The organism is Sphingomonas bacterium (assembly GCF_903644135.1).
Lineage (GTDB): Bacteria > Pseudomonadota > Alphaproteobacteria > Sphingomonadales > Sphingomonadaceae > Sphingomonas.
The window spans coordinates 1-22,018 of the sequence record NZ_CAHJXA010000003.1 but is presented as its reverse complement, the minus strand read 5'-3'; the positions used below and the strand labels follow the sequence as shown (position 1 = coordinate 22,018).

25 protein-coding genes, 1 tRNA gene and 1 pseudogene are annotated in these 22,018 nt (G+C 67.2%); 17 read left to right on the top strand and 10 right to left on the bottom strand.

The window, feature by feature from the left end; translation table 11 throughout:
• Positions 1-11 precede the first annotated feature (11 nt).
• From HUU96_RS00590 to HUU96_RS00580, 3 genes are read right to left on the bottom strand one after another with little or no spacing between them, the layout of a single operon-like run.
• Entirely contained in the window at positions 12-320 is a 309-nt protein-coding gene (locus HUU96_RS00590) for a YggT family protein (RefSeq protein WP_174290920.1), read from the bottom strand.
• A 52-nt stretch (positions 321-372) separates the two neighbouring features.
• Positions 373-1,272, bottom strand: coding sequence for an acetylglutamate kinase (gene argB / locus HUU96_RS00585; RefSeq protein WP_174290933.1), 900 nt, complete (start codon positions 1,270-1,272; stop codon positions 373-375).
• A gap of 10 nt (positions 1,273-1,282) precedes the next feature.
• A complete protein-coding gene (locus tag HUU96_RS00580) occupies positions 1,283-1,969 on the bottom strand; it encodes a queuosine precursor transporter (RefSeq protein WP_174290919.1) in 687 nt (228 codons plus the stop codon).
• A 98-nt stretch (positions 1,970-2,067) separates the two neighbouring features.
• Between HUU96_RS00580 and HUU96_RS00575 the strand changes: the two genes are divergently transcribed.
• Complete coding sequence (locus HUU96_RS00575) at positions 2,068-3,360, top strand: NupC/NupG family nucleoside CNT transporter (protein WP_174290918.1); 1,293 nt, start codon at positions 2,068-2,070, stop codon at positions 3,358-3,360.
• Positions 3,361-3,412: 52 nt separating this feature from the next.
• Here the strand turns inward: HUU96_RS00575 and HUU96_RS00570 are convergent, their stop codons facing one another.
• From HUU96_RS00570 to HUU96_RS00550, 5 genes are all read right to left on the bottom strand, one after another.
• The gene (locus HUU96_RS00570) at positions 3,413-3,961 is read right to left on the bottom strand and encodes a fasciclin domain-containing protein (protein ID WP_438827049.1); all 549 of its coding nucleotides are present in this window, start codon (positions 3,959-3,961) and stop codon (positions 3,413-3,415) included.
• Positions 3,962-4,057: 96 nt separating this feature from the next.
• Positions 4,058-4,504 carry a hypothetical protein gene (locus HUU96_RS00565; RefSeq protein ID WP_174290916.1) on the bottom strand — a complete coding sequence of 149 codons (447 nt, stop codon included), beginning with the start codon at positions 4,502-4,504 and terminating at the stop codon, positions 4,058-4,060.
• 54 nt (positions 4,505-4,558) lie between these two features.
• On the bottom strand, positions 4,559-5,428 hold the full coding sequence (locus tag HUU96_RS00560; RefSeq protein WP_174290915.1) for a 3-hydroxybutyryl-CoA dehydrogenase: 870 nt from the start codon (positions 5,426-5,428) through the stop codon (positions 4,559-4,561).
• A 66-nt stretch (positions 5,429-5,494) separates the two neighbouring features.
• Positions 5,495-5,866 (bottom strand): GntR family transcriptional regulator, encoded by a 372-nt coding sequence (locus HUU96_RS00555; protein WP_174290914.1) that lies wholly within the window; start codon positions 5,864-5,866, stop codon positions 5,495-5,497.
• Between the two features lie 36 nt (positions 5,867-5,902).
• Positions 5,903-6,481: a nitroreductase family protein gene (locus HUU96_RS00550; RefSeq protein ID WP_174290932.1), complete on the bottom strand. Its 579-nt coding sequence runs from the start codon at positions 6,479-6,481 to the stop codon at positions 5,903-5,905.
• A 115-nt stretch (positions 6,482-6,596) separates the two neighbouring features.
• Here HUU96_RS00550 and HUU96_RS00545 point away from each other — a divergent pair, with 115 nt between their 5' ends.
• The 9 genes from HUU96_RS00545 to folP all read left to right on the top strand — a co-directional run bounded on the left by HUU96_RS00545 (position 6,597) and on the right by folP (position 15,388).
• Complete coding sequence (locus tag HUU96_RS00545; RefSeq protein ID WP_174290913.1) at positions 6,597-8,402, top strand: peptide MFS transporter; 1,806 nt, start codon at positions 6,597-6,599, stop codon at positions 8,400-8,402.
• Between the two features lie 157 nt (positions 8,403-8,559).
• On the top strand, positions 8,560-9,900 hold the full coding sequence (gene glmM, locus HUU96_RS00540) for a phosphoglucosamine mutase (protein ID WP_174290931.1): 1,341 nt from the start codon (positions 8,560-8,562) through the stop codon (positions 9,898-9,900).
• A gap of 162 nt (positions 9,901-10,062) precedes the next feature.
• The gene (locus tag HUU96_RS00535; protein WP_174290912.1) at positions 10,063-10,251 is read left to right on the top strand and encodes a hypothetical protein; all 189 of its coding nucleotides are present in this window, start codon (positions 10,063-10,065) and stop codon (positions 10,249-10,251) included.
• Positions 10,252-10,360: 109 nt separating this feature from the next.
• Positions 10,361-10,714 (top strand): hypothetical protein, encoded by a 354-nt coding sequence (locus HUU96_RS00530; protein ID WP_174290911.1) that lies wholly within the window; start codon positions 10,361-10,363, stop codon positions 10,712-10,714.
• Positions 10,715-10,824: 110 nt separating this feature from the next.
• The gene (gene thiD, locus HUU96_RS00525) at positions 10,825-11,595 is read left to right on the top strand and encodes a bifunctional hydroxymethylpyrimidine kinase/phosphomethylpyrimidine kinase (protein WP_174290910.1); all 771 of its coding nucleotides are present in this window, start codon (positions 10,825-10,827) and stop codon (positions 11,593-11,595) included.
• Positions 11,595-12,233: a ribonuclease HII gene (locus HUU96_RS00520; protein WP_174290909.1), complete on the top strand. Its 639-nt coding sequence runs from the start codon at positions 11,595-11,597 to the stop codon at positions 12,231-12,233. The genes thiD and HUU96_RS00520 overlap by 1 nt, the downstream gene beginning before the upstream one ends.
• A 145-nt stretch (positions 12,234-12,378) precedes the next feature.
• On the top strand, positions 12,379-13,497 hold the full coding sequence (locus tag HUU96_RS00515) for a site-specific DNA-methyltransferase (protein ID WP_302480207.1): 1,119 nt from the start codon (positions 12,379-12,381) through the stop codon (positions 13,495-13,497).
• On the top strand, positions 13,497-14,327 hold the full coding sequence (locus tag HUU96_RS00510) for a GIY-YIG nuclease family protein (protein ID WP_174290908.1): 831 nt from the start codon (positions 13,497-13,499) through the stop codon (positions 14,325-14,327). Before HUU96_RS00515 ends, HUU96_RS00510 begins: the two co-directional genes overlap by 1 nt.
• Positions 14,324-15,388, top strand: coding sequence for a dihydropteroate synthase (gene folP, locus HUU96_RS00505; protein WP_174290907.1), 1,065 nt, complete (start codon positions 14,324-14,326; stop codon positions 15,386-15,388). The genes HUU96_RS00510 and folP overlap by 4 nt, the downstream gene beginning before the upstream one ends.
• Here folP and HUU96_RS00500 read toward each other — a convergent pair.
• Positions 15,374-16,798: a sigma-54-dependent transcriptional regulator gene (locus tag HUU96_RS00500; protein ID WP_174290906.1), complete on the bottom strand. Its 1,425-nt coding sequence runs from the start codon at positions 16,796-16,798 to the stop codon at positions 15,374-15,376. The genes folP and HUU96_RS00500 overlap by 15 nt on opposite strands.
• 135 nt (positions 16,799-16,933) lie before the next feature.
• Here HUU96_RS00500 and HUU96_RS00495 point away from each other — a divergent pair, with 135 nt between their 5' ends.
• The 7 genes from HUU96_RS00495 (at position 16,934) to HUU96_RS00465 (ending at position 21,690) form a co-directional block, all read left to right on the top strand.
• A complete protein-coding gene (locus HUU96_RS00495; protein ID WP_174290905.1) occupies positions 16,934-17,068 on the top strand; it encodes an aa3-type cytochrome c oxidase subunit IV in 135 nt (44 codons plus the stop codon).
• Positions 17,065-18,186, top strand: coding sequence for an NAD(P) transhydrogenase subunit alpha (locus tag HUU96_RS00490; RefSeq protein WP_174290904.1), 1,122 nt, complete (start codon positions 17,065-17,067; stop codon positions 18,184-18,186). The genes HUU96_RS00495 and HUU96_RS00490 overlap by 4 nt, the downstream gene beginning before the upstream one ends.
• Positions 18,183-18,647 (top strand): hypothetical protein, encoded by a 465-nt coding sequence (locus HUU96_RS00485; protein WP_174290903.1) that lies wholly within the window; start codon positions 18,183-18,185, stop codon positions 18,645-18,647. The genes HUU96_RS00490 and HUU96_RS00485 overlap by 4 nt, the downstream gene beginning before the upstream one ends.
• Complete coding sequence (locus tag HUU96_RS00480) at positions 18,647-18,928, top strand: proton-translocating transhydrogenase family protein (protein ID WP_174290902.1); 282 nt, start codon at positions 18,647-18,649, stop codon at positions 18,926-18,928. The genes HUU96_RS00485 and HUU96_RS00480 overlap by 1 nt, the downstream gene beginning before the upstream one ends.
• A gap of 3 nt (positions 18,929-18,931) precedes the next feature.
• Entirely contained in the window at positions 18,932-20,485 is a 1,554-nt protein-coding gene (locus HUU96_RS00475) for an NAD(P)(+) transhydrogenase (Re/Si-specific) subunit beta (protein WP_174290901.1), read from the top strand.
• A gap of 144 nt (positions 20,486-20,629) precedes the next feature.
• Entirely contained in the window at positions 20,630-21,574 is a 945-nt protein-coding gene (locus HUU96_RS00470; RefSeq protein ID WP_174290900.1) for a MarR family winged helix-turn-helix transcriptional regulator, read from the top strand.
• Between the two features lie 40 nt (positions 21,575-21,614).
• Positions 21,615-21,690, top strand: a tRNA-Val gene (locus HUU96_RS00465).
• Positions 21,691-21,703: 13 nt separating this feature from the next.
• On the opposite strand, the pseudogene HUU96_RS00460 reads toward HUU96_RS00465, so the two are convergent.
• Positions 21,704-22,018: pseudogene (locus HUU96_RS00460) on the bottom strand (XRE family transcriptional regulator); the annotation flags it as partial.

The following is a 22,018-nucleotide window of genomic DNA, read 5'->3' as shown; positions in this document are numbered from 1 at the left end:
CGTAGATTCACCTACACGCCGTAGGTGGCGGTCAGGTAGCTCTGCGCGATCGAGGGAATGATGATCGTCTGCAGGATGTAGATCACCAGCAGCACCACCAGCGGCGAGAGGTCGAGCGCGCCGAAATCGGGCAGGACGCGGCGGATCGGCCGATACAGCGGCTCGGTCATCCGCTGCAGCGCGTTCCAGATCGAGCGCACCATGTCGTTATAGGTGTTGATGACGTTGAACGCGATCAGCCACGACAGGATCGCCTGGACGATAATGATCCACCAGACGATGTTGAGCAGGACCTCGACGATCCTCAGAAAGGCAATCACCCGCTTACTCCCATGACGTGGCAGCCACTATAGGCCGAGCGTCGCGCGGCGGCTACCGCCTCACCAGCGTCCCGACGCCGCTCTTGGTGAAGATCTCCAGCAGCAGCGCGTGCGGGACCCGGCCGTCCAGCACCACCGCCGCGTCGACGCCGCTCTCGACCGCGGCGACGCAGGTGTCGAGCTTGGGGATCATGCCGCCGGTGATGGTGCCATCCGCCTTCAGCGCGGCGATGTCGACGGGGTGGAGGTCGGTCATCAGCGTGCCGTCCTTGTCGAGCACACCCGCCACGTCGGTCAGCAGGAAGAAGCGCGAGGCGGCCAGCGTGGCTGCGATCGCGCCAGCCATGGTGTCGGCGTTGATGTTGTAGGTACAGCCGTCCGCGCCGCTGGCGATCGGGGCGATGACGGGGATGATACCGTCACGGCACAGGCTGTCGATCAGGCGGCGGTCGACCGCGACCGGCTCGCCGACAAAGCCCAGGTCGACATGGCGCTCGATGCCCTGGAGCGGGTCGGCATCGCGGCCACCAACCTTTTCGGCCTGGACCATGCCGGCATCCTTGCCCGACACGCCCACCGCGCGCCCGCCGGCGGCCCCGATCCACGAGACGATCTCCTTGTTGATCGATCCGGCGAGGACCATCTCGGCGACCTGGGCGGTTTCAGCATCGGTCACCCGCAGCCCGCCGACGAAGGTGCTTTCCACCCCCAGCCGCTTCAGCATCGCGCCGATCTGCGGACCGCCGCCATGCACCACGACCGGGTTGATGCCGACCGCCTTGAGCAGCACGACATCCTCGGCAAAGTCCTGCTGCCGCTCGGGGTTGCCCATCGCGTGGCCGCCATATTTGATGACGAAGGTCTTGCCGCCATAACGTTGGAGATACGGCAGCGCCTCGGTCAGCGTCTCCGCCTTGGCGAGGAGTTCGGCGGCAGGGGTATAGTCGGGCATGGGCGCGCCCTTAAGCGCGGTCGAGCCGCCGGCCAAGCGCCACGAACAGATAGATCAGCGGCGGCACGACCATCGCCGACAGCACGACCTTGACGATCATCTGGCCGAGCAGCAGCTCGCGGATCGGAAACACGCCGAGGAAGGCGATGGTGACGAACAACAAGGTGTCGACCACCTGGCTGGCGACGCTGGCGATGCCGGCGCGCAGCCAGAGCAGCTGCGCGCCCTCGCGGCCCTTCAACCAGGCGAACAGCGTGACGTTGAGCGTTTGCGAGATGCCGTAGGAGATGATGCCGCCCACCCAGATACGCGGCGTTGCCCCCATCATCATCGCGAACGCGGCGCGGCGATCGGGGGCCATGTCGGGCGCGGCGGGAACGACCAGGACGACCAGCGACAACAGGATGGATACGATCAGTGGCACGAAGCCGTAGCGGACCAGACGGTTGGCGACCGCCGCCCCGTGCAGCTCGGCGATGGCGCTCGACACCACGACGAGCAGCAGGAAGGCGAAGATCCCCGCCTCGATCGCCAGCGGTCCCAGCCCGACCAGCGGCCCGAGCGCCGACAGCGGCCCCAGCGCGACCTGCTTGTTGCCGAGCACCCCGGCGATGCAGACCATCCCGCCGTAGAAGATCGAGAGAGCAAATAGCGACGGCGGGATCGAGCGCTGGCTCGCGATGGAAGAGCTGTTCATCGCCGCCGAGGCTAGCGGGGCTTGTGCGGCGCGGCAACACGCGGCCATAACCGGCGGCGGGAGCCCTAGACGCAGGGCCATGGGGGTGATGGCCGACAATGCGTATCCTGATCGGCCTGGCCGGCATCGTGGTGATCCTTGCCATCGCCTTCGCCCTTTCCACCAACCGCCGCGCGATCCGGCCGCGGGTGGTCGGCGCGGCGTTCGCGCTCCAGGCGGGGCTGGCGACGCTGATCCTCTATCTGCCGGCCGGCAAGGCGGTGATCGGCGGCATGGCCGACGGCGTCGCCAGCCTGCTCGGCTATGCGCAGGCCGGGATCGACTTCATCTTCGGCCCGCTCGCCGCGCCGACGATGGGCGGCCACAGCTTCGCGCTGGCGGCGCTGCCGGTGATCATCTTCTTCGCGGCGCTGATCTCGATCCTCTACTATCTCCACGTCATGCAGTTCGTGGTGCGCTGGATCGGCGGCGGCATCCAGTTCCTGACCGGCATCTCGCGCGTGGAGTCGCTCGGTTCGGCAGCGAACATCTTCGTCGGGCAGAGCGAAGCGCCTCTGGTCATCCGGCCCTACCTCGCCGAGCTGACGCCGTCGCAGATCTTCTGCGTGATGACGGTCGGCATGGCGGGGGTCGCGGGGACGATCCTGGCCGCCTATGCCTCGATGCTGGGTATCGGCCTGCTGCCCTATCTACTCGCCGCCAGCTTCATGTCGGCCCCGGGCGGCATCCTGATGGCCAAGATGATCGTCCCCGACGATCCCGCCGACGTCGGCAAGGAGCCGGTGCTGGAAGGTGACATCCCGTTCGGCGAGGAGCGCCCGGCCAACATCATCATGGCGGCGGCCGAAGGTGCACAGACCGGCGTCAAGCTCGCGGTAGCGGTCGGCGCGATGGTGCTGGCGTTCGTGGCGCTGGTGGCGCTCGCCAACGGTTTGCTCGGCGGCGTGGGTGGCTGGTTCGGCTATCCGCAGCTGACGTTCCAGGCGATCCTCGGCCGGGTGTTCCAGCCCGTCATGTACCTGCTCAACGTGCCATGGAACGAGGCGGGCACTGCGGGGGGCTTGTTCGGCACCAAGGTGGTCGTCAATGAATTCGTGGCGTTCGGGGCGCTGAAGGGGTTTGCCGACCGCTGCGCGCTGTCGCCGCACACGGTCGCGGTGGTCACCTTCGCGCTGTGCGGTTTCGCCAATTTCTCGTCGATCGCGATCCAGATGGCGGTGACCGGCGGCCTTGCGCCTAACCAGCGGCCGATGATCGCCAAACTCGGCATCCGTGCGCTGGCGGCGGGCAGCCTCGCCAACCTGATGTCGGCGGCGCTGGCCGGCCTGCTGGTCCCGGACCAGCCGCAGCAATGCGTCGCGTCGCCGACGGCCGCGCGGGCCGCCGCCTAAACATCAACAGATCGAGCCACCGTACCCACCCGGGCACGGCGGCTCGTTGTCGTCAGGGCATCATCACCGTGTCGATGACGTGGATCACGCCGTTCGACTGGTAGACGTTGGGGATGGTGATCTTCCCCATGTCGCCCTTGCCGTCCATGATCATGAAGCCGCCCATTGCTTTCTTGAACATCAGCGGCTCGCCCTGCACCGTCGTGTAGGTCGCGGTGCCGCCATGCGCCTTCGCATTGGCGGCGATATCGGCTGAGGTGATGCGGCCGGGGACGACGTGATAGGTCAGGATGCCGGTCAGCGTCGCCTTGTTCTCCGGCTTGACCAGCGTGTCGACGGTGCCGGCGGGGAGCTTGGCGAACGCGGCGTTGGTCGGCGCGAACACCGTGAACGGGCCGGAGCCGGACAGCGTGTCGACCAGATCGGCGGCCTTGACGGCGGCGACCAGGGTGGTGTGGTCCTTGGAATTGACGGCGTTCTCGACGATGGTCTTGGTCGGGTACATCGCTGCACCGCCGACCATCGGGTCCTTCATTGTCTTCGGCGCGGCGATCGCACCGCCGCCGGCGAGCAGCGCAACCGCCGTAAGGGCGGTGGTCATGGAACGGTTCATCGACTTATCTCCTGTTGCGCCCGATCGGCACTCCGGGAGATACGCTGACCCGCCGTCCATGGATGCGTGACGTCTGACCCGAGATCAGCCCTTCAGCCGCTTGGAGCAGGCGCTCCAATATTGCGGCCAGGTCAGGCTGCCGGTCTTGCCCGCCGCCTTGTCCGCCTTCCACTGGGTGCCGCACTGCTTCTGGCGGCTGACCTCGGCGATCTGGCCGGGCGTGCGCTGGCCGGGGGGGCGGGCGGCGACCGGAACGTTGGTCCTGGTCGTAGTGGTGGTCGCGACGGTGCGCGCCGCCACCGTCTTGGCGGCAACTGGCGCGGCGGCCACGGCCGGGGCGGCTGCCTTCATCGTACCGCGGCACTGCGCGAGATATTGTATCCAGGTCTGGCCGGCGGGCAGCGTCTTGCCGGCCTTCGCCGCCTGATACTTGGCGGCGCATTCCTTCATCACATTGGCCTGCGCCGTCGCCGGGCTTGCAGCCGCCATCGTCGTCAGCAGCGCCGCCGCACCGATCATCATCGCCTTCATGACTATCCTCCTGTTGCTCACGGCCAAGTCTAGCACGACGGGGCCCCCACGCAATCAGCGCGTCGGCACCGGCTCGTCGCCGCCATAGTCGTAGAAGCCGCGCCCCGTCTTCCTGCCGTACCAGCCCGCCTCGACATATTTGACCAGCAGCGGCGCGGGCCGGAACTTGGGGTCGCCGGTGCCCTCGAACAGCACGCGCGTGATCTCCAGGCAGGTGTCGAGGCCGATGAAATCGGCCAGCGTCAGCGGCCCCATCGGGTGGTTGAGCCCCAACTGACAGCCGGCGTCGATATCGGTCATCGTCGCCACGCCTTCGCCCAGCGCGAAGCACGCCTCGTTCAGCATCGGGATCAGCACGCGGTTGACGATGAAACCGGGAGCGTCGTTGGCGCGCACCACCCGCTTGCCCAGCCCTTGCGCATAGGCCTCGACCTTCGCCACCGTCTCGTCGGACGTGGCGAGGCCGCGGATCAGCTCGATCAGCCCCATCACCGGCACCGGGTAGAAGAAGTGCACGCCGACGAAGCGCGCCGGATCGGGTGAGGCCTGTGCCAGCCGGGTGATCGGGATGGACGAGGTGTTGGACGCCAGCACCGCGTCGGCCGCCAGCACCCGGCCGACATCGGCGAAGATCTGCCGCTTGATGCTCTCGCGCTCGGTGGCTGCCTCGATCACCAGCGCGGCCTCGGCCATGGCGTCGACCGTCGCGATCGGCTCGATCCGGCCAAGCGCCGTGTCGCGCGCGTCAGCGGTGATCTTCTCCTTGGCGACGGCACGGTCGAGCTGTTTGGCAATGCCGGCCTTGCCTTTCTCGGCCTGGGGAAGCCCAACATCGGCGAGCAGCACGCGATGGCCCGCCTGCGCCGACACCTGTGCGATACCCGCTCCCATCTGGCCCGCGCCGATGACTCCGATCGTCTCCATATACGTCCTTCCGCTGCCATGGCTGCCGAGCCCGCTACCGGCTCTTCGCTTCAACGCAAAGCGCCGTCAGGCGCGTTCGCGTTCCGCCAGGTCGCGCGCCAGCAGATCAGCGGGATCGAAGCCGAGCAGGTCGATATAGGCCCTGATACGCGGCCAGTGCTGCGTCACGAAGCTTTCGCGCTCGGCGACCCGCAGCCGCTCGGCCGCGCCGGCCAGCACGAACATGCCGACGCCGCGCCGGACCTCGACATAGCCCTCGTCCTGAAAGCTCTGATAGGCCTTGGCGACGGTCAGCGGATTGGCGCCATGTTCGGCAGCGAGCGCCCGCACCGAGGGCAATTGGTCGCCGGCACGGAAATCGCCGCGCAGGATGCCGGCCGCGATCGTACCGCGCAGGCGGATATAGACCGGGCTGTCCTCGCTGCTCATTGCTGTCATGCCGTGCTAATACAGCAAGCTACCTGGGAAGTCGAGTCAGCCCTGCCACTCGCTGATCACCCGATCGAGATCGGGCCGCGGCCGCTCGTCCAGCGCGCGCGCCGGCGTGCCGATGAACAGGAAGCCGGCGATCCGCTCCGCCGCCGTCCCGAAGGCGTCGCGCACCTGGGGAGAGAACGCTGCCCAGCCGGTCAGCCAGCCGCCCGCATAGCCCATCGCATGCGCGGCATGGAGCAGGTTCATCGCCGCTGCGCCAGCCGACAGCTCCTGCTCCCACACCGGCACCTTGTGGTCGTGCCGCGGCGACGACATCACCACCACCAGCGCCGGAGCCTGATGCGCGAACTGCTCGACGCCGGCGAGATCGGCGGCGGGCGCGTCGGGCCGCTCGGCGCGATAAGCCTGGGCGAGGAGCGCGGCGAACGCATCGCGCTGATCGTCGCGCACGATGATGAAGCGCCATGGCGCGATCTTGCCATGATCGGGCGTGCGCGCGGCGATCGCCAGCATCTGCCGCAGCTCGGGCAGGTCGGGACCGGGCGCTACCAGGTCGCGCGGCTTGCCCGAGCGGCGGGTGGCGAGCAGCGACAGGGGCGTGGAGAGATCGTTGAACATCGCCGCGATGTAGGCGCGGGTGCCGCCATTTACAGCCGGGGGATTGCCGCTAGGTTGCCGCTCGGTAGCGCCGCGCGACGACGGCGTGCCAGGGACATTCCAGGAGCCTCGCCACATGGTCGACACGCCGACCGCCGACAGCCCGGTCGAGCCGGACATCAGCCATGTTCAGCCGCTCGCCGAACGCACCTGGCTGGGCCATCCGCCCCAGCTCGCGCGGTTGTTCTCGATCGAGATGTGGGAGCGGTTCGGCTTCTATGGGATGCGGGCGCTGCTGGTGCTGTACCTCACCAAGCATTTCCTGTTGCCCGACCACCAGGCGAGCGGCATCGTCGGCGGCTATCTCAGCCTCATCTACCTGACACCCGTGGTCGGCGGCTGGCTGGCCGATCGCTATCTGGGCTCGAAACGGTCGGTGAAGTTCGGCTCTTTGGTGATGGCACTCGGCTATTTCCTGCTGTGTTTCGGTGGTCAGCAGGGTCAGCCCTACGCGACCATCGACGGCGCGCGGTTCGACGTGTCGCAGGCCGCGCCGGCAACGCCGCTCGCCGTGAACAATGCGCCGCAGACGGTCGCGGTGAACGGACGGACGCTGACCATTCACGGCCTGCCCGACGGATCGGTCCAGCTGCTTTCACCCACCGGCCAGGTCGAGCGCACCGTCGCCGCCGGCTCGTTCAGCTCGGGCGCGGACCGCTCGCCCTTCTACACGTCGCTGCTGCTGGTCGCGCTCAGCCTGGTGGTCGTCGGCAATGGCTTCTTCAAACCCAACATCTCGACCATGGTCGGCGGCCTCTACGCGTCCAGCGACCGGCGACGCGACGCGGGCTTCACGATCTTCTACGCCGGGATCAACATCGGCTCGGTGCTCGGCCAGGCGGCGTGCCCGTGGCTGGTCGGCCATGTCGGCTGGTTCGCCGGCTTCCTGATCGTCGCGCTGGTGCTGTTGATCGCCTATGCCATGCTTCAGTTCGACGGCGGCCGCCTTGCCGGCCATGGCGAGCCGCCGCCGCGGACCGGCCCCGATCGCGCACCTCTGATCTACCTGCTGGCGCTGGCGTCGGTGGCCGTGTTCTGGCTGGTCTTCCACAACGTCATGACCACGCCCGAGGCGAAGGCGGGAAGCGGCGTGATCGCCTATCTCGCCGCGACACCGGTGCTGGGCAAGGCATTGCTGCTCATCTTCATCGCCGCCGTCATCGGCATCCCGATCTGGTCGGCGCGGGTCGGCAGCAAGGCGGAGCGCGAGATGATGTTTGCCGCCATCATCCTGGTCGTCTTCGACGTGACCTTCTGGGCGCTGTTCGAGCAGGCGGCATCGTCGATGACGCTGTTCGCCGACCGCAACACGACGCTGGCGATATTCGGCTTCTCGATGTCGGCGGCGGCGACGCAGCAGTTCAACGCGCTGTTCGTAGTGCTGTTCGCGCCGGTGCTGGGCTGGCTATGGCTCGCCTTGGCGAAGCGCGGGCTGGAGCCGTCGATCCAGATCAAATTCGCGGCCGCGTTGATCCTGGTTGGCCTCGGCTTCGTCGTCCTCAACTTCAGCGGCGGGTTTGCCGACGGGGCGTTCCGCGTATCCTTGTGGTGGCTGGTGCTGACCTATTTCCTCCACTCGATCGCCGAACTGTGCATCTCGCCGGTGGGGCTGTCGATGATCACCAAATTGTCGATCGCACGCGTGGTCGGCATGATGATGGGGGTGTGGTTCCTGTCCTTCTCGGTCGGCGAATATATCGCCGGTGCCGCCGCGCAGGCCTCGGCCGTGCAGACGGTGGCAGGGCAGGTGACCAATCCGGAGCTGTCGCTGCACACCTACCTAGGTAATTTCCTGACCGGCGGCGAGCTGACGATCGGCGCGGGGGTGCTGCTGCTGGCGATCTCGCCATTGCTCAAGCGCTTGATGCACGGCGTCACCTGATGCGCTGCCGGCACATTCGCAGCGTCGCTGCTCATGAGACCGGCAAGCACGGCCCGCCTCGGCAATGCCGAGGGTCGACGACGCGGCTTTGCCGCGTTGTGATAGCAGGTACGACGGTGGACCCCGCCATAAGGCTCGGATGACGGTGAGAGAGACGATGGCGCGTAAATATTTCGGTACCGACGGCATCCGCGGGCTGACCAACCTGTCGCCGATGACCGCGGCTATGGCGATGAAGGTTGGCATGGCGGCGGGGTCCTATTTCCTGCGCGGCGAGCACAAGCACCGCGTGCTGATCGGCAAGGACACGCGCCTGTCGGGCTATATGCTCGAATCGGCGCTGATCGCCGGCTTCACTTCGGTCGGCATGGACGTGATCATGACCGGGCCGTTGCCGACCCCGGCGATCGCGATGCTGACCCAGTCGATGCGCGCCGACATCGGCGTGATGATCTCGGCCAGCCACAACCCCTTCGCCGACAACGGCATCAAGCTGTTCGGCCCCGACGGCTACAAGCTCTCCGACGAGGCGGAGGCGGCGATCGAGGCGCTGATCGACGGCGACGTTCCCCTGGCGGAAGCGAAGGTGATCGGCCGGGCGCGGCGGATCGACGACGCGCAGGGGCGCTATATTAACTCGGCCAAAGCGACTTTCCCCAAGGACTTGCGCCTCGACGGGATGCGCATCGTGGTCGATTGCGCCAACGGTGCCGCCTACAAGGTCGCGCCCAGCGCCTTGTGGGAATTGGGGGCCGACGTGATCGCGATCGGCGTCGATCCCAACGGCACCAACATCAACGACGGCGTCGGCTCGACCGCGCCGCAGACGTTGTCGGAGACGGTGGTGGCTTCGGGGGCCAATATCGGCATCGCGCTCGACGGCGACGCCGACCGGCTGATCGTCGTCGACGAGGCCGGCCGCGTGGTCGACGGCGACCAGCTGATGGCGACGATCGCGGCGGGCTGGGCGCGGGCGGGGCGGCTGCAGGGCGGAGGGCTGGTCGCCACCGTCATGTCCAACCTCGGGCTGGAGCGGCACTTGGCGGCGCAAGGGCTGGGGCTGGTGCGCACCGCGGTCGGCGACCGCCATGTCCTCGAAAAGATGCGCGGTTCCGGCTACAACGTCGGCGGCGAGCAGTCGGGACACATCATCCTCGCCGACTACGCCACCACCGGCGATGGTCTGGTCGCGGCGCTGCAGGTGCTCGCCGAATTGCGCCGCGCCGATGCTCCGGCGAGCGAGGTGCTGCACCGCTTCGAGCCGCTGCCGCAACTGCTCAAGAACGTCCGCTTCGAGCGCGGTGCCAGACCGCTCGATATCTCATTGGTGAAGGACGCGATCGCCGCCGGCGAGGCCGAGCTGGAGGGCCGCGGCCGGGTGCTGATCCGTCCTTCGGGCACCGAGCCGGTGATCCGGGTGATGGCGGAAGGCGACGACCAGGGCCAGGTCGAGCGGGTGGTCGACGCCATCTGCTCCGCGATCAGGAGCGCCGCGTAAGCCCGATGCTCGTCTGCTACTGATAATAGTTCTCACAATAGTTGAAGCAACTCTTCTTCACTGTTCTGTGAGAACGTCTCGCATTTGTTGATTTTACTTGTTTGGGGGAACAATGCGGCAGTAAAGGCGGTTTCGACGTCCGATATCACAAAGGAACTCAACATGCCGCTCAAGACCGCCGACGCCGCAGCCTGCGAGAACTGCCGCTTCTTCGACGCAACCGCCAGTGCAGACCTCGGTCTGTGCCGCTACAATCCGCCGATCAGCCAGCCGAGCGGCGATACCGCCGGCGTGTGGCCCAAGGTCGAGGCGAATGACTGGTGCGGTCATTTCGAGGCGGTCGCCGCCTGATCTAGCGCCGTTCGCACGTTTCCGGCCGTCGATCGGGGTGCATGACCCCGATTGACGGCGCTGCTTCACCACTGTAACTGATAGTCATTCTCATCTGGGAGTGGCTATCGTGTACGACCTGATTGATCGTCCGATCAACGAACTGCCAGCGTTCGAGCGTGGCGTTCTCGATCGGGCGCGACGCTGGGTTCATGCCTTCAGCGTCGCCGGACCGGAAATGGGCGGCGACGACGCACTGAGCGTCGCGATGCACGCTCTGGACCGTGGATCGGTCGCCGACATCGTCCTCCAGCGTCCCTGTTTTGCCACCGTCGAGGAACCCGAGGCGGTGCTGCTTGGCCTGTGGCGGCTGGTGCGCGAAGGCCGCTCGGCCGCTGCACGCGCAGTGGCGGAGTCGCTGGTCGATGAGAGCCACGTCGGGATCCTGCTCGATGGCGTCGCGGGGATGATCGGCCGGGGTTGACGCCCGTCGATTAGCGCACTTCCATCCACTCGCGCTTTGCCGGCCGATCCGCTGTTCCATATGGCGCTGGCATGGCAGAGTACGGCGATGTCTCTCGCAGCCGTCCCGGCATGACCATCCCCCGCATCCTCGTCATCGCCGGTTCCGACTCGGGCGGCGGTGCGGGCATTCAGGCCGACGTTAAGACGATCACCATACTCGGCGGCCACGCGATGACCGCCGTGACGGCGATCACCGCGCAGAACACGATGGGCGTGCAGGCGGTGATGCCGGTGCCCGCCGCGATGGTGTTGGCGCAGATCGACAGCGTCGCAGGCGACATCGGCGTCGACGCGGTGAAGATCGGGATGCTCGGCTCGGCCGAAGTGGCGATGGCGGTGGCGGAGCGATTGGCGGCGCTGGACGTGCCGATCGTCTTCGATCCGGTCATGATCGCGACCAGCGGCGACGCGCTCGCCGATGCGGCGACGATCGCTGCTTTTGCCCGGTTGATGGAAATCGCGACGCTGGTCACCCCCAACCTGCCCGAGCTGCGCGCGCTCGGCGGCGAAGCGATGCTGCGGCGAACCGACACTGCCGTGCTGGTCAAGGGCGGTCATGGCGAGGGCGACGAGATCACCGACGAGCTGGTCCTGCCGGGCGGCGACCGCCGCATCTGGACCGGCGAGCGGATTGCCACGACCTCAAGTCATGGCACCGGTTGCACGCTTGCGAGTGCGATCGCCTGCGGCCTGGGCGCGGGGCTGACGATGGAGGAAGCGATTACCCGCGCGATCCGCTTCGTTCGCGCCGCCTTGCTGTCGGCACCAGGGCTGGGGCAGGGGCATGGGCCGATGGGGCACGCGCTGGACGTCGTGCCGTTCGACGAGATCGAGGATTGATGCCGCACCTGCGCCACGAGAAACTGTGCCTCGCCCCCGTCGTCGGGGTGGACGAGGCCGGCCGCGGGCCGCTCGCCGGACCGGTGGTCGCCGCAGCGGTGATCCTGCCCGCCAGGGGCGTCCCGCGCGGTCTGGACGATTCCAAGAAGGTGCCCGCCACCGAGCGCGCGCGGCTGTGCGGCCTGCTCCATGCCCGCGCCGCGGTCGGGGTCGGCATCGTCGAGCCGTCCGAGATCGACCGGCTCAATATTTATTGGGCGACGATGAAGGCGATGACGCTTGCGGTCGAGAATCTGGTCGCGGTAGCGGGCGTCGATCCCGGCCATGTGCTGGTCGATGGCAACCGGCTGCCGCGCTGGAGCTTCGCCGCCACCGCGATCGTCGGCGGGGACGGCATCAGCCTGTCGATCGCCGCCGCCTCCATCGTCGCCAAGCACACCCGCGACACGATCATGGTCGCCCATGCCGAATCGCACCCGCATTATGGCTGGCACTCCAACAAGGGCTATGGCTGCCCCGCGCATCTGCGGGCGCTGCGCGAGCACGGCCCCTCCCCGCTCCATCGCCGCAGCTTCGCACCGGTCGCGCAATCGGTTCGGCTGGCCGCCGAGTCTTTTGCGCCACACCCCAGCGCTTGAGGGTCGCATTCCTGCCGGACTCAAGATGTTGAGCCGGTGCAATCATGTTCCGCTTGGTTAACGAAGCCTCAACCTTTTGCGTTAACCAATGTCCGCTTGACGCAGCCGGTGCCGATTGGGCGAATGGTGGCAAGGGGGACGCACGGTGGGAGTCATCGACAAGGTCGCGCGCGCGGCACCAGTGGCGGAGGTGCTGCCGCTGGACGAGATCGTCATCGGTGACTGTATCCAGGCTATGCGGGCGCTACCGGCCCGGTCGGTCGACATGATCTTCGCCGACCCGCCCTATAACCTTCAGCTCGGCGGCGAGCTGTTCCGCCCCGACGGCAGCCATGTCGACGCGGTCACCGACGACTGGGACAAGTTCGACAGCCTGAAACATTACGACGCCTTCACCCGCGCCTGGCTGGTGGAGGCGCACCGCGTGCTCAAGGACGACGGCACAATCTGGGTGATCGGCAGCTACCACAACATCTTCCGCGTCGGCGCGGCGGTGCAGGACCTGGGCTATTGGATCCTCAACGACATCGTCTGGCGCAAGGCCAACCCGATGCCCAATTTCAAGGGCACCCGCTTCACCAACGCGCACGAGACGCTGATCTGGGCCAGCAAGGGCGAGCGGGCGCGCTACACCTTCAACTATCGCAGCATGAAGACGCTCAATGACGAGCTGCAGATGCGGTCGGACTGGGAATTCCCGATCTGCGGCGGGCCGGAACGGTTGAAGAGGGACGGGGCAAAGATCCATCCCACGCAGAAGCCCGAGGCGCTGCTCTACCGCGTGCTGCTCGCCTGCACCAAGCCCGGCGACGTCGTGCTCGACCCGTTCTTCGGCACCGGCACCACCGGCGCGGTGGCCAAGCGGCTCGGCCGGCGCTGGATCGGCATCGAGCGCGAGCCGGATTACTGCGCGGCGGCGGCGGAGCGGATCGCGGCGGCACTGCCGCTCGACGAATCGGCGCTGGCAACGATGCAGAGCCCGCGCGCCGCACCCAAGGTGGCGTTCGGGGTGCTGGTCGAGAATGGTTATCTGACCCCTGGCGCGGTGCTGAGCGACGCCAAGCGGCGCTGGCGGGCGAAGGTGCGCGCCGACGGTTCGCTGCTCAGCGACTGCGGCCAGGTCGGCTCGATCCACAAGCTCGGTGCCAGCCTGCAGGGCGCGCCGGCGTGCAACGGCTGGACCTTCTGGCACCATGAGGCGGAGGGCGCGCTGCGACCGATCGACTCGTTGCGGCAGACGTACCTGCTGGCGACGCAGCCTTAGTGCCGCTGGTCTTCAACACGCTGCTGGCTGACGCTGGCATCGCGCCGCGTGACGTTCGTTTGCTGCGCCACGAAACCAAGCGGCATGGTCGTACACCATATTCGTTGTGGCGCGACGATTTAAACGGCTTCGACGACTATCAACGCGTGCAAAAGCGATCTCGGCGCAGCTATTTCGCTTCGCCGTTCTGGGCTGCTTTCGTGGTCGAGCCGGGTGGCAAGACGCTGTTCGCCGGGCTTTCGGCGGTTAGCTCCGCAGGCGCGATCTCCGATGGATGGCTCGATCCGATCTCCGGGCGGGACACCGCTTTGTTAGTTGATTACGAGCTATACGAGCTTGTCAGGCAAGAGGCGCTCTCCTGTTTCGTTGGCCGCCTCGTCATAGATTGGGGCGGCGGAACCCGCACTTGGGCGCAACGAGCTGACAAACAAGACAAGACTATTCTGGCGTGGCGGGAATCGTTTGCTGAACCTGCCTTTCCTGGCCACCTGGCATTCGTCGCCCAATTGTCGGACCTCGCCGCCTTGCCGAACGGCTGGCGCGCCGCGTTGGCGGCTGCGCGGGGCGTCTATCTTCTGACCTGTCCAAGGACGCACGAACAGTATGTCGGCGCTGCTACGGGAGTCGAGGGATTCCTTGGTCGCTGGACCGACTATGTTGAGACAGGACATGGCGGCAACGTCGGGCTGAAGAGCAGAGACCCGGCGGATTACCAGGTCAGTATCCTTCAAGTTGCCGGATCGGCAGAAGACCGCGCAGACATCGAAGCAACCGAGGCGTTGTGGAAGGTCAAGCTTCAGAGCCGCGACATGGGGCTGAACCGAAATTGACGCAGGATGCGCTCCATCTCCGCCCAACCCACTTCATCGACACGCCGATCGGCCTGCCCGATGGAGCCGCCGTGCGGCTCGCCGGCGGCCTGCAATGGTTCGCTGCTTATGAGGTGATCGAGGGAGACCGGCGGTGGATCGTTCCGGTCAGCCAGGTCGCGGAGCTTGGCGAGAGGGCGGTGACCCTGCACGCGCGGATCACTGCTCCTCGCCCGCCGCTGGTGCTCGGCGAGCGGACGCTGCGCTTCGACCAGCCGCTGGTCGCCGCCATCCTCAACGTCACGCCGGACAGCTTCTCGGACGGGGGCGCGCATCGCGACGATCCGGCGGCGGCGGCGTCGGCCGGGGTGGCGATGGCGGCAGCGGGGGCGGCGCTGGTCGACATCGGCGGCGAGTCGACCCGGCCAGGTGCTGCGACCGTTTGGGAGGGAGACGAGATCGCGCGCATCGTCCCGGTGATCGAGCGCCTGGCGACGAGCGGCACCTTGGTATCAGTCGACACCCGCAAGGCGGCGGTGATGGAGGCGGCGCTGGCTGCCGGTGCGGGCATCGTCAACGACGTGTCGGCGTTGCTGTGGGACGAGCGAGCGCTGGCGGTAGTGGCGCGGGCCGGCTGCCCGGTGGTGCTGATGCACTCGCCCGATCCCTCGCAGGGCGGACATGGCCGCGTCGCGTACGGCAATGTCGTAACCGATGTGTTCGACTGGCTGGAGGCGCGGATCGAGGCGGTGGTCGCCGGCGGCGTCGAGCGGGCGCGGATCATCGCCGACCCCGGTATCGGCTTCGGCAAGAGCCTTGCGGACAATCTCGCACTCCTCAACAACTTGGCGGTGTTTCACGGCTTGGGAGTGCCGCTGATGCTGGGCGCGAGCCGCAAGCGGCTGATCGGAGCGCTCTCCAACGAAGCGCCGGTCGGCGAGCGGCTCGGCGGCAGCGTCGCGCTGGCGCTCAAGGGTGTCGAGGCGGGGGTGCAGTTGCTCCGCGTTCACGACGTCGCCGAGACGGTGCAGGCGCTTAGGGTCTGGCGGGGGTTACGCGACCGCGCGCTAAGCGGCGGCTGAGCCGGCGGCGTCGATGCCAAGCTCGCCGAGCCGCCGGTACAGCGTCGACCGTCCGATCCCCAGCCGCCGCGCCACTTCGGTCATGCGGCCGCGGTAATGACCGATGGCGAGGCGGATCACGTCGGCCTCGATATCCTCGAGCGGGCGCATGTTGCCGTCCGGGCGGAACAGGGTCACCCCGCCCGCGACCGCCGCCGCAGTGGTGGCGGTGCGCCGCTGGCCTAGCGCTGCGATCTGCGGGAAATCTTCCGAGGTCAGCGCCGATCCGTCGCACAGCACCGCCGCGCGGAACAGCGCGTTCTGCAGCTGGCGGACATTGCCCGGCCAATCATAGCCGCCGAGCAGCGCCATCGCGTCGTCGGTGATGCCTAGCGGCCGCAATCCCGGCTGTTGCGCCACGCGGGCGAGCAGGTGACGCACCAGCGCCGGGATGTCGGCGGCGCGTTCGCGCAGCGGCGGGATCGTCACCGGCACGACGTTGAGGCGGTAATACAGGTCCTCGCGGAAGCGTCCCGCCTCGACCTCGTCGAGCAGGCGCTTGTTGGTTGCGGCGATGACGCGTACGTCGACATGGCGCGGGTGGCGGGCACCGATCGGGTGGACCTCGCCCGACTGCAGAACGCGCAACAGCTTGACCTGCGCGTCCAGCGGCATCTCGCCGATCTCGTCGAGCAACAGCGTGCCGCCATCGGCATCGACGAAGCGGCCGATCTTGCGCTCAAATGCGCCGGTGAACGCGCCCTTTTCGTGGCCGAACAGCTCCGACTCGACCAGATTGGGGGACAGTGCGCCGCAGTTCACCGTCACCATCGGCTTCTTGCCGCGCGGAGAAGCGGCGTGGATCGCTTCGGCGACCACCTCCTTGCCGACGCCGCTCTCGCCCTCGATCAGCACCGGCACCCGCGCCCGTGCCGCCTTGGCGGCGATGGCGAGCGCGGCGCGGAAGTCCGGGGAGGAGCCGACAATCTCGTCAAACGCCAGCAGCGCCGGAATCTTCTCGGTCAGCGGCCGCAATTCGCCGGCGGCGGTGCCTGCCACTGCCGCCTCCAGCGCGGCGAGCAGGCGGTCGGGGGCGAGCGGCTTGACCAGGAAGTCGGTGGCACCGGCGCGCATCGCGGTCACCGCCTGTGCGACCGAGCCATTGGCGGTGAGCATCAGGATCGGCAGAGCCGGCCGCCGTTCGCGCAACGCGGCGATCAGCCCGGCGGCGTCGCCATCGGGGCGGGCATAGTCGATCAGGATCGCGTCGAGCTGCATCCCGTCCTGCGTGCCGAGCTGGGCGATGCCGGTCTCGGAGTCTGGCGCGAAGATCGAGCGCCAACCGCCGCGCGCCGCGACCGCCGCCACCAGCCGCCGCTGCGCCGGTTCGTCGTCGATCAGCAGGAGCAGCCGCTGCCCGTTACGCGTCATCGCTTCGTTCGTCTCCGTTCGAGGCGACGCTATAGGACGCGCCGGTAAAGGGCGGCTTAAGCGCGTCGCGCGGGGGTTGAGGCGGATGTCCGGCGCGGTTAAGGTTGGCCCAACAACCAGGAAAGAGATGACCAAATGGCCGATGACAAGGATATCCAGGGCCATGCGGATACTTATGCCGGGCTGATTTCCCTGTTGTTCTGGGGCGGGATCGGCGTGGCGGTGATCGCGGCGATGGTGATCTGGCTGATCGCGCCCGCCGCCAAGTGAAGATCGCCGCTCTTCGCGAGACCGCCGAAGGCGAGCGACGCGTCGCGGCGACGCCCGAAACGGTTCGCAAGTTCATCGCGCTGGGCGCGACCGTCGCGATCGAGACGGGTGCTGGAACGACCGCCTCGATCGACGATGCTGCCTACCGCGATGCTGGTGCCAGCGTCGTGGCGCGGGGCGAGGCGCTGGCGGGCGTCGATATCGTGCTGGGCGTTCAGGCACCCGAGGCCGCATCGCTGGCGGGCGTCGCGGCCGGGGCATGGGTGGTCGCGACGTTCAACCCGTTCGGCGAGCGAGCCCGGACCGACGCCTATGCGGCCGCCGGGCTGGAGGCGCTGGCGATGGAGTTCATGCCGCGCATCACCCGTGCGCAGTCGATGGACGTGCTGTCGTCGCAGTCGAACCTGTCGGGTTACAAGGCGGTGCTCGACGCGGCGGCGGAGTATGGCCGCGCCTTTCCGATGATGATGACCGCGGCGGGGACGATCGCCGCCGCCAAGGCGTTCGTGATGGGCGTCGGCGTCGCCGGGCTGCAGGCGATCGCCACCGCGCGGCGGCTGGGCGCGCAGGTGTCGGCGACCGACGTCCGCTCGGCGACGCGCGAGCAGATCCTGTCGCTCGGTGCCAAGCCGGTCTTCGTCGAGAAGGTCGCCGGCATCGAGGGCGAGGGCGCGGGCGGCTATGCCGGCGAGACCAGCCCGGAATATAAGGTGGCGCAGGCCGAGTTGGTGTCGGCGCACATCGCCAAGCAGGACATTGTTATCACTACCGCGCTGATCCCCGGCCGGCCCGCGCCGCGGCTGGTCAGCGACGCGCAGATCGCGACGATGCGGCCGGGCAGCGTGGTCGTCGATCTCGCGGTCGAGCAGGGCGGCAACGTCGAGGGCGCGGTCGCCGGCGAGGTGGTGGAGCGCCACGGCGTCCGCATCGTCGGCCACCGCAACGTGCCGAGCCGGTTGGCGGCAGACGCCAGCGCGCTGTTCAGCCGCAACCTGTATAATTTCCTCAGCGCGTTCTGGGACAAGGAAGCGGGGCGGCCGGTGCTGGACGCGGAGATCGGAGACGAGGTGCGGCTGACGCAGGGCGGCTCGGTGGTTAACGCGAGGCTGACCGGGTGATCGTGCTGATGCTGATGTTCGCTGCTGCCCAGACGGGCGATGCGAGGATCGATTCGGCCGATTTCGTTCGGCAGGCCAAGGCATACATGACCTTCGTGACCGTTCACTGCTCGTCCGAGGTTGTTCAGCCCTACCGCGATTTCAATCATCGACGTGATGCGGCATTTGTTCGTTCGTTGAAGAACACCTCTTTTGAAGCGATTTATCGCGCTGCCGTGAGAGAGCAACAGGCACAGGATGAAAGGACGGTCTATGAATGTTTCGGGCCACCGCCGCCACCGCCACCGCTCAGTCAACCTGCTCGTCCGCTGAAGGACCCGCGATCGGCCTACTTGGCCGATCGGCAAAAGCGGCTTCGCAATGCGGCGGAGGAATTGCCTGCTTTTTTCGATCGTGCTGACACTCTCTTCGCTGCGATGGTTGCGGCACGTGATGGGATAGTGACGAAAGGAACGCACTAATGGATTTCGTCTCGATCCTGTCGGTCTTCGTCCTCGCCTGCTTCGTCGGCTATTTCGTCGTCTGGTCGGTGACGCCGGCGCTGCATACGCCGTTGATGGCGGTGACTAACGCCATCTCGTCGGTGATCATCGTCGGCGCGCTGATCGCCGCCGCCGCCAGCGGGTCGCCAGTCGCCAAGGCGCTGGGGCTGCTCGGCATTGTGCTGGCGAGCGTCAACATCTTCGGCGGCTTCGCGGTCACCGCGCGGATGTTGGCGATGTACAAGAAGAAGGTGCGCTGAAGCATGGAGCACGCGCTGTCGGATAACCCCTGGGTGGCCGTCGCCTATCTGGTTGCGGGGGTGTGCTTCATCCTGGCGCTGCGCGGGCTGTCGTCGCCGGTGTCGAGCCAGCGCGGCAATCGCTTTGGCATCGTCGGCATGACAATCGCAGTGGTGACGACCCTGGCGACGCATGTGCCGGGATCGCTGGTCGCAGGTGGCGCTGAACAAATCTGTAGTCAGATGCACACTGCGGGCGGCAGCGGTGAGCCGGTCTGTCGCAACCTCAAAATCGCGCCCGCTTTTGTAATAGACTGGCCGACGTTCGGATTGATATTTGCCGCTATCGGGATCGGCGCCGCGATCGGCCTCACCACCGCCCGCCGCATCGCGATGACGGCGATGCCGCAGCTCGTCGCCGCCTTCCACAGCCTCGTCGGCCTCGCCGCGGTGCTGGTCGCCGCCGCCGCCTACCTCAACCCGCAGGCGTTCGGCATCGCCGACCTCGTCGTGCCGCTGCTCGGCCAGCCCTTCGCGGTCATCCACCCGGTCAGCCGGGTCGAGATGGGCCTTGGTGTCGCGATCGGCGCGATCACCTTCTCGGGATCGGTCATCGCCTTCCTCAAACTCAACGGCAACATGGGGGGCAAGCCTATCCTGTTGCCCGCCCGCCATGCGATCAACCTGGCAGTGATCGCCGGCATCCTCGGCCTGATCGCCTATTTCGTCACCGACCAGAGCCCGTGGGTGTTCTGGACCATCACCATCCTGTCGTTCGCGATCGGCTTCCTGCTCATCGTGCCGATCGGCGGGGCGGACATGCCGGTCGTGGTGTCGATGCTCAACAGCTATTCGGGCTGGGCGGCGGCGGCGATGGGGTTTACGCTGCACAACAGCGCGATGATCATTACCGGCGCGCTGGTCGGCAGCTCGGGCGCGATCCTCAGCTACATCATGTGCCGGGCGATGAACCGCAGCTTCATCAGCGTCATCGCCGGCGGCTTCGGCGCGGAGGCGTCGGCGGGCGGCGGCGCGGCCAAGACCGACCGGCCGTGGAAGCGCGGCTCGGCGGAGGACGCTGCCTTCCTGATGGAGCAGGCCGAACAGGTCGTCATCGTCCCCGGCTATGGCATGGCGGTCGCGCAGGCGCAGCACGTCCTGCGCGAGATGGGCGACAAGCTGAAGGCGCAGGGGGTGCGCGTCAAATACGCCATCCACCCGGTCGCCGGCCGCATGCCCGGCCACATGAACGTCCTGCTTGCCGAGGCCAACGTCCCCTATGACGAGGTGTTCGAGCTGGAGGACATCAACGCCGAGTTCGCGCAGACTGATGTCGCTTTCGTCATCGGTGCCAACGACGTTACTAATCCAGCGGCGAAGACCGACAAGACCTCGCCGATCTACGGCATGCCCGTCCTCGACGTCGAGAAAGCCAAGACCGTGCTGTTCATCAAGCGTTCGATGAGCGGGGTAGGCTATGCTGGCGTCGACAATGACGTGTTCTACATGGACAACACGATGATCCTGCTCGGCGACGCCAAGAAGATGACCGAGGAGATCGTCAAGGCGCTGGGCTGAGCCATCGGTTCCCGAACCGCAGGATTGGACCAAGCGGGATTGTCGGCATCACAATGGGCGCATATTGGGCCGGAGCCCCTTGCCATCGGCACAATCCTTCGCGTTAACCATCCATGTTGATCCCGCTATTCTGGTGGAACACGGATGATGATATTGCAGGCGTCGGCCACGATCGAGCGTGAGCCCGGCACGTCGATCATGGTCATCGGCGCAGCAAATGGACATGCGGCAGGTCAACAGGCGATCGCCGCGGTCAATGCCCGCTTGGTCGAACGGCTGGATTGGCAGGATGTCGGACCGTCGCTGAGCCAGCATACTGCCTGCTCGATCATCATGGTCGAGACGGAGGGAACGGACGACGATATCCTGGTGGGGGTCTTGCCGCGTATCGACGCCTTTGCCGCAGCGCTCGACATGCCGGTCGTGGTCGCCCTCGAGCACCGATCGATCGACATCGTGGCGGCGACGATGCTGTCCGCTCGCGCGCAGCTGCTATGCTCCCCGACACTGTCCGATCGCGTGGTCGCGTTGGCTATCGCCACAGAACAGCGTGGGGCGATGCTGGTCCACGACGTCGTGCGCGAAGGCGAAGCGGCGCGACTGCACCGGCTTAACGAAGAGGTTGCGCGGATCGCCGACGTGCTTGCCCGTCTGACGCGCCGCAGCGGCGACGAGCGGCCCGTCACTCACATCGTCTCTGATCATCCGACGCCGTTCAAGCAGGAGCATCGTGCCGATGTCGTCATCGACGCTGCCGAAGTCCGCCGCGCGATCCGGGCCCGGCGTCTGCGCGACCAGCATTTCGGCAGCGGCTTTTTCGAGGACCCCGCCTGGGATATCCTGCTGGACCTGTTTGCGGCCGATCTCGAAGGAACGCAGGTATCGGTGTCCAGCCTCTGCATCGCGGCGTCGGTTGCTCCCACGACGGCGCTGCGCTGGATCAGCAAACTGACCGACAGCGGCCTGTTGGAACGGCATCCCGACCCGTTTGACCGACGCCGCGCCTTTATGGAATTGTCCTCCGGCGCATCACGGGCCATGCGCGATCACGTAGCAACACTGCGCCGCGCGGGGCTTCCCTTCGGCTAACGGTTGCGGCAGCGCGCGTGATTTGGCACGGGGTGATCGAGGGCGCTTAGCTCAGCTGGTAGAGCAGCTCGTTTACACCGAGCAGGTCGGCGGTTCGAGCCCGTCAGCGCCTACCACCCGCCGCTTGCACTAGAGGGTGCGGATGAGGCGGGTGGGGCGGGCGAGCCATGGAGGATCGGTCACGACCTGCTGGCGGGCACCCGCGCCGGGCGGCAGCAGGTGGAGCTTGCCGCCGGGCGTTTCGCGGCCGATCAGCCGGCCGAACACGAAGCGGCCGCCGGGGCGGGGGACCAGCACGTCGCGGTTCATCGCCTGGCCGAACATCGCCGGTTCCAGCACCTCGCACCACAGTTCGTCGCCGGCGCGATAGTCGCCGACGCTGCCTGCGACGATCACGCCGATGCCGCCCGCAGCCGGGACCAGTGGCGCGAGCGCGGCGGCGCG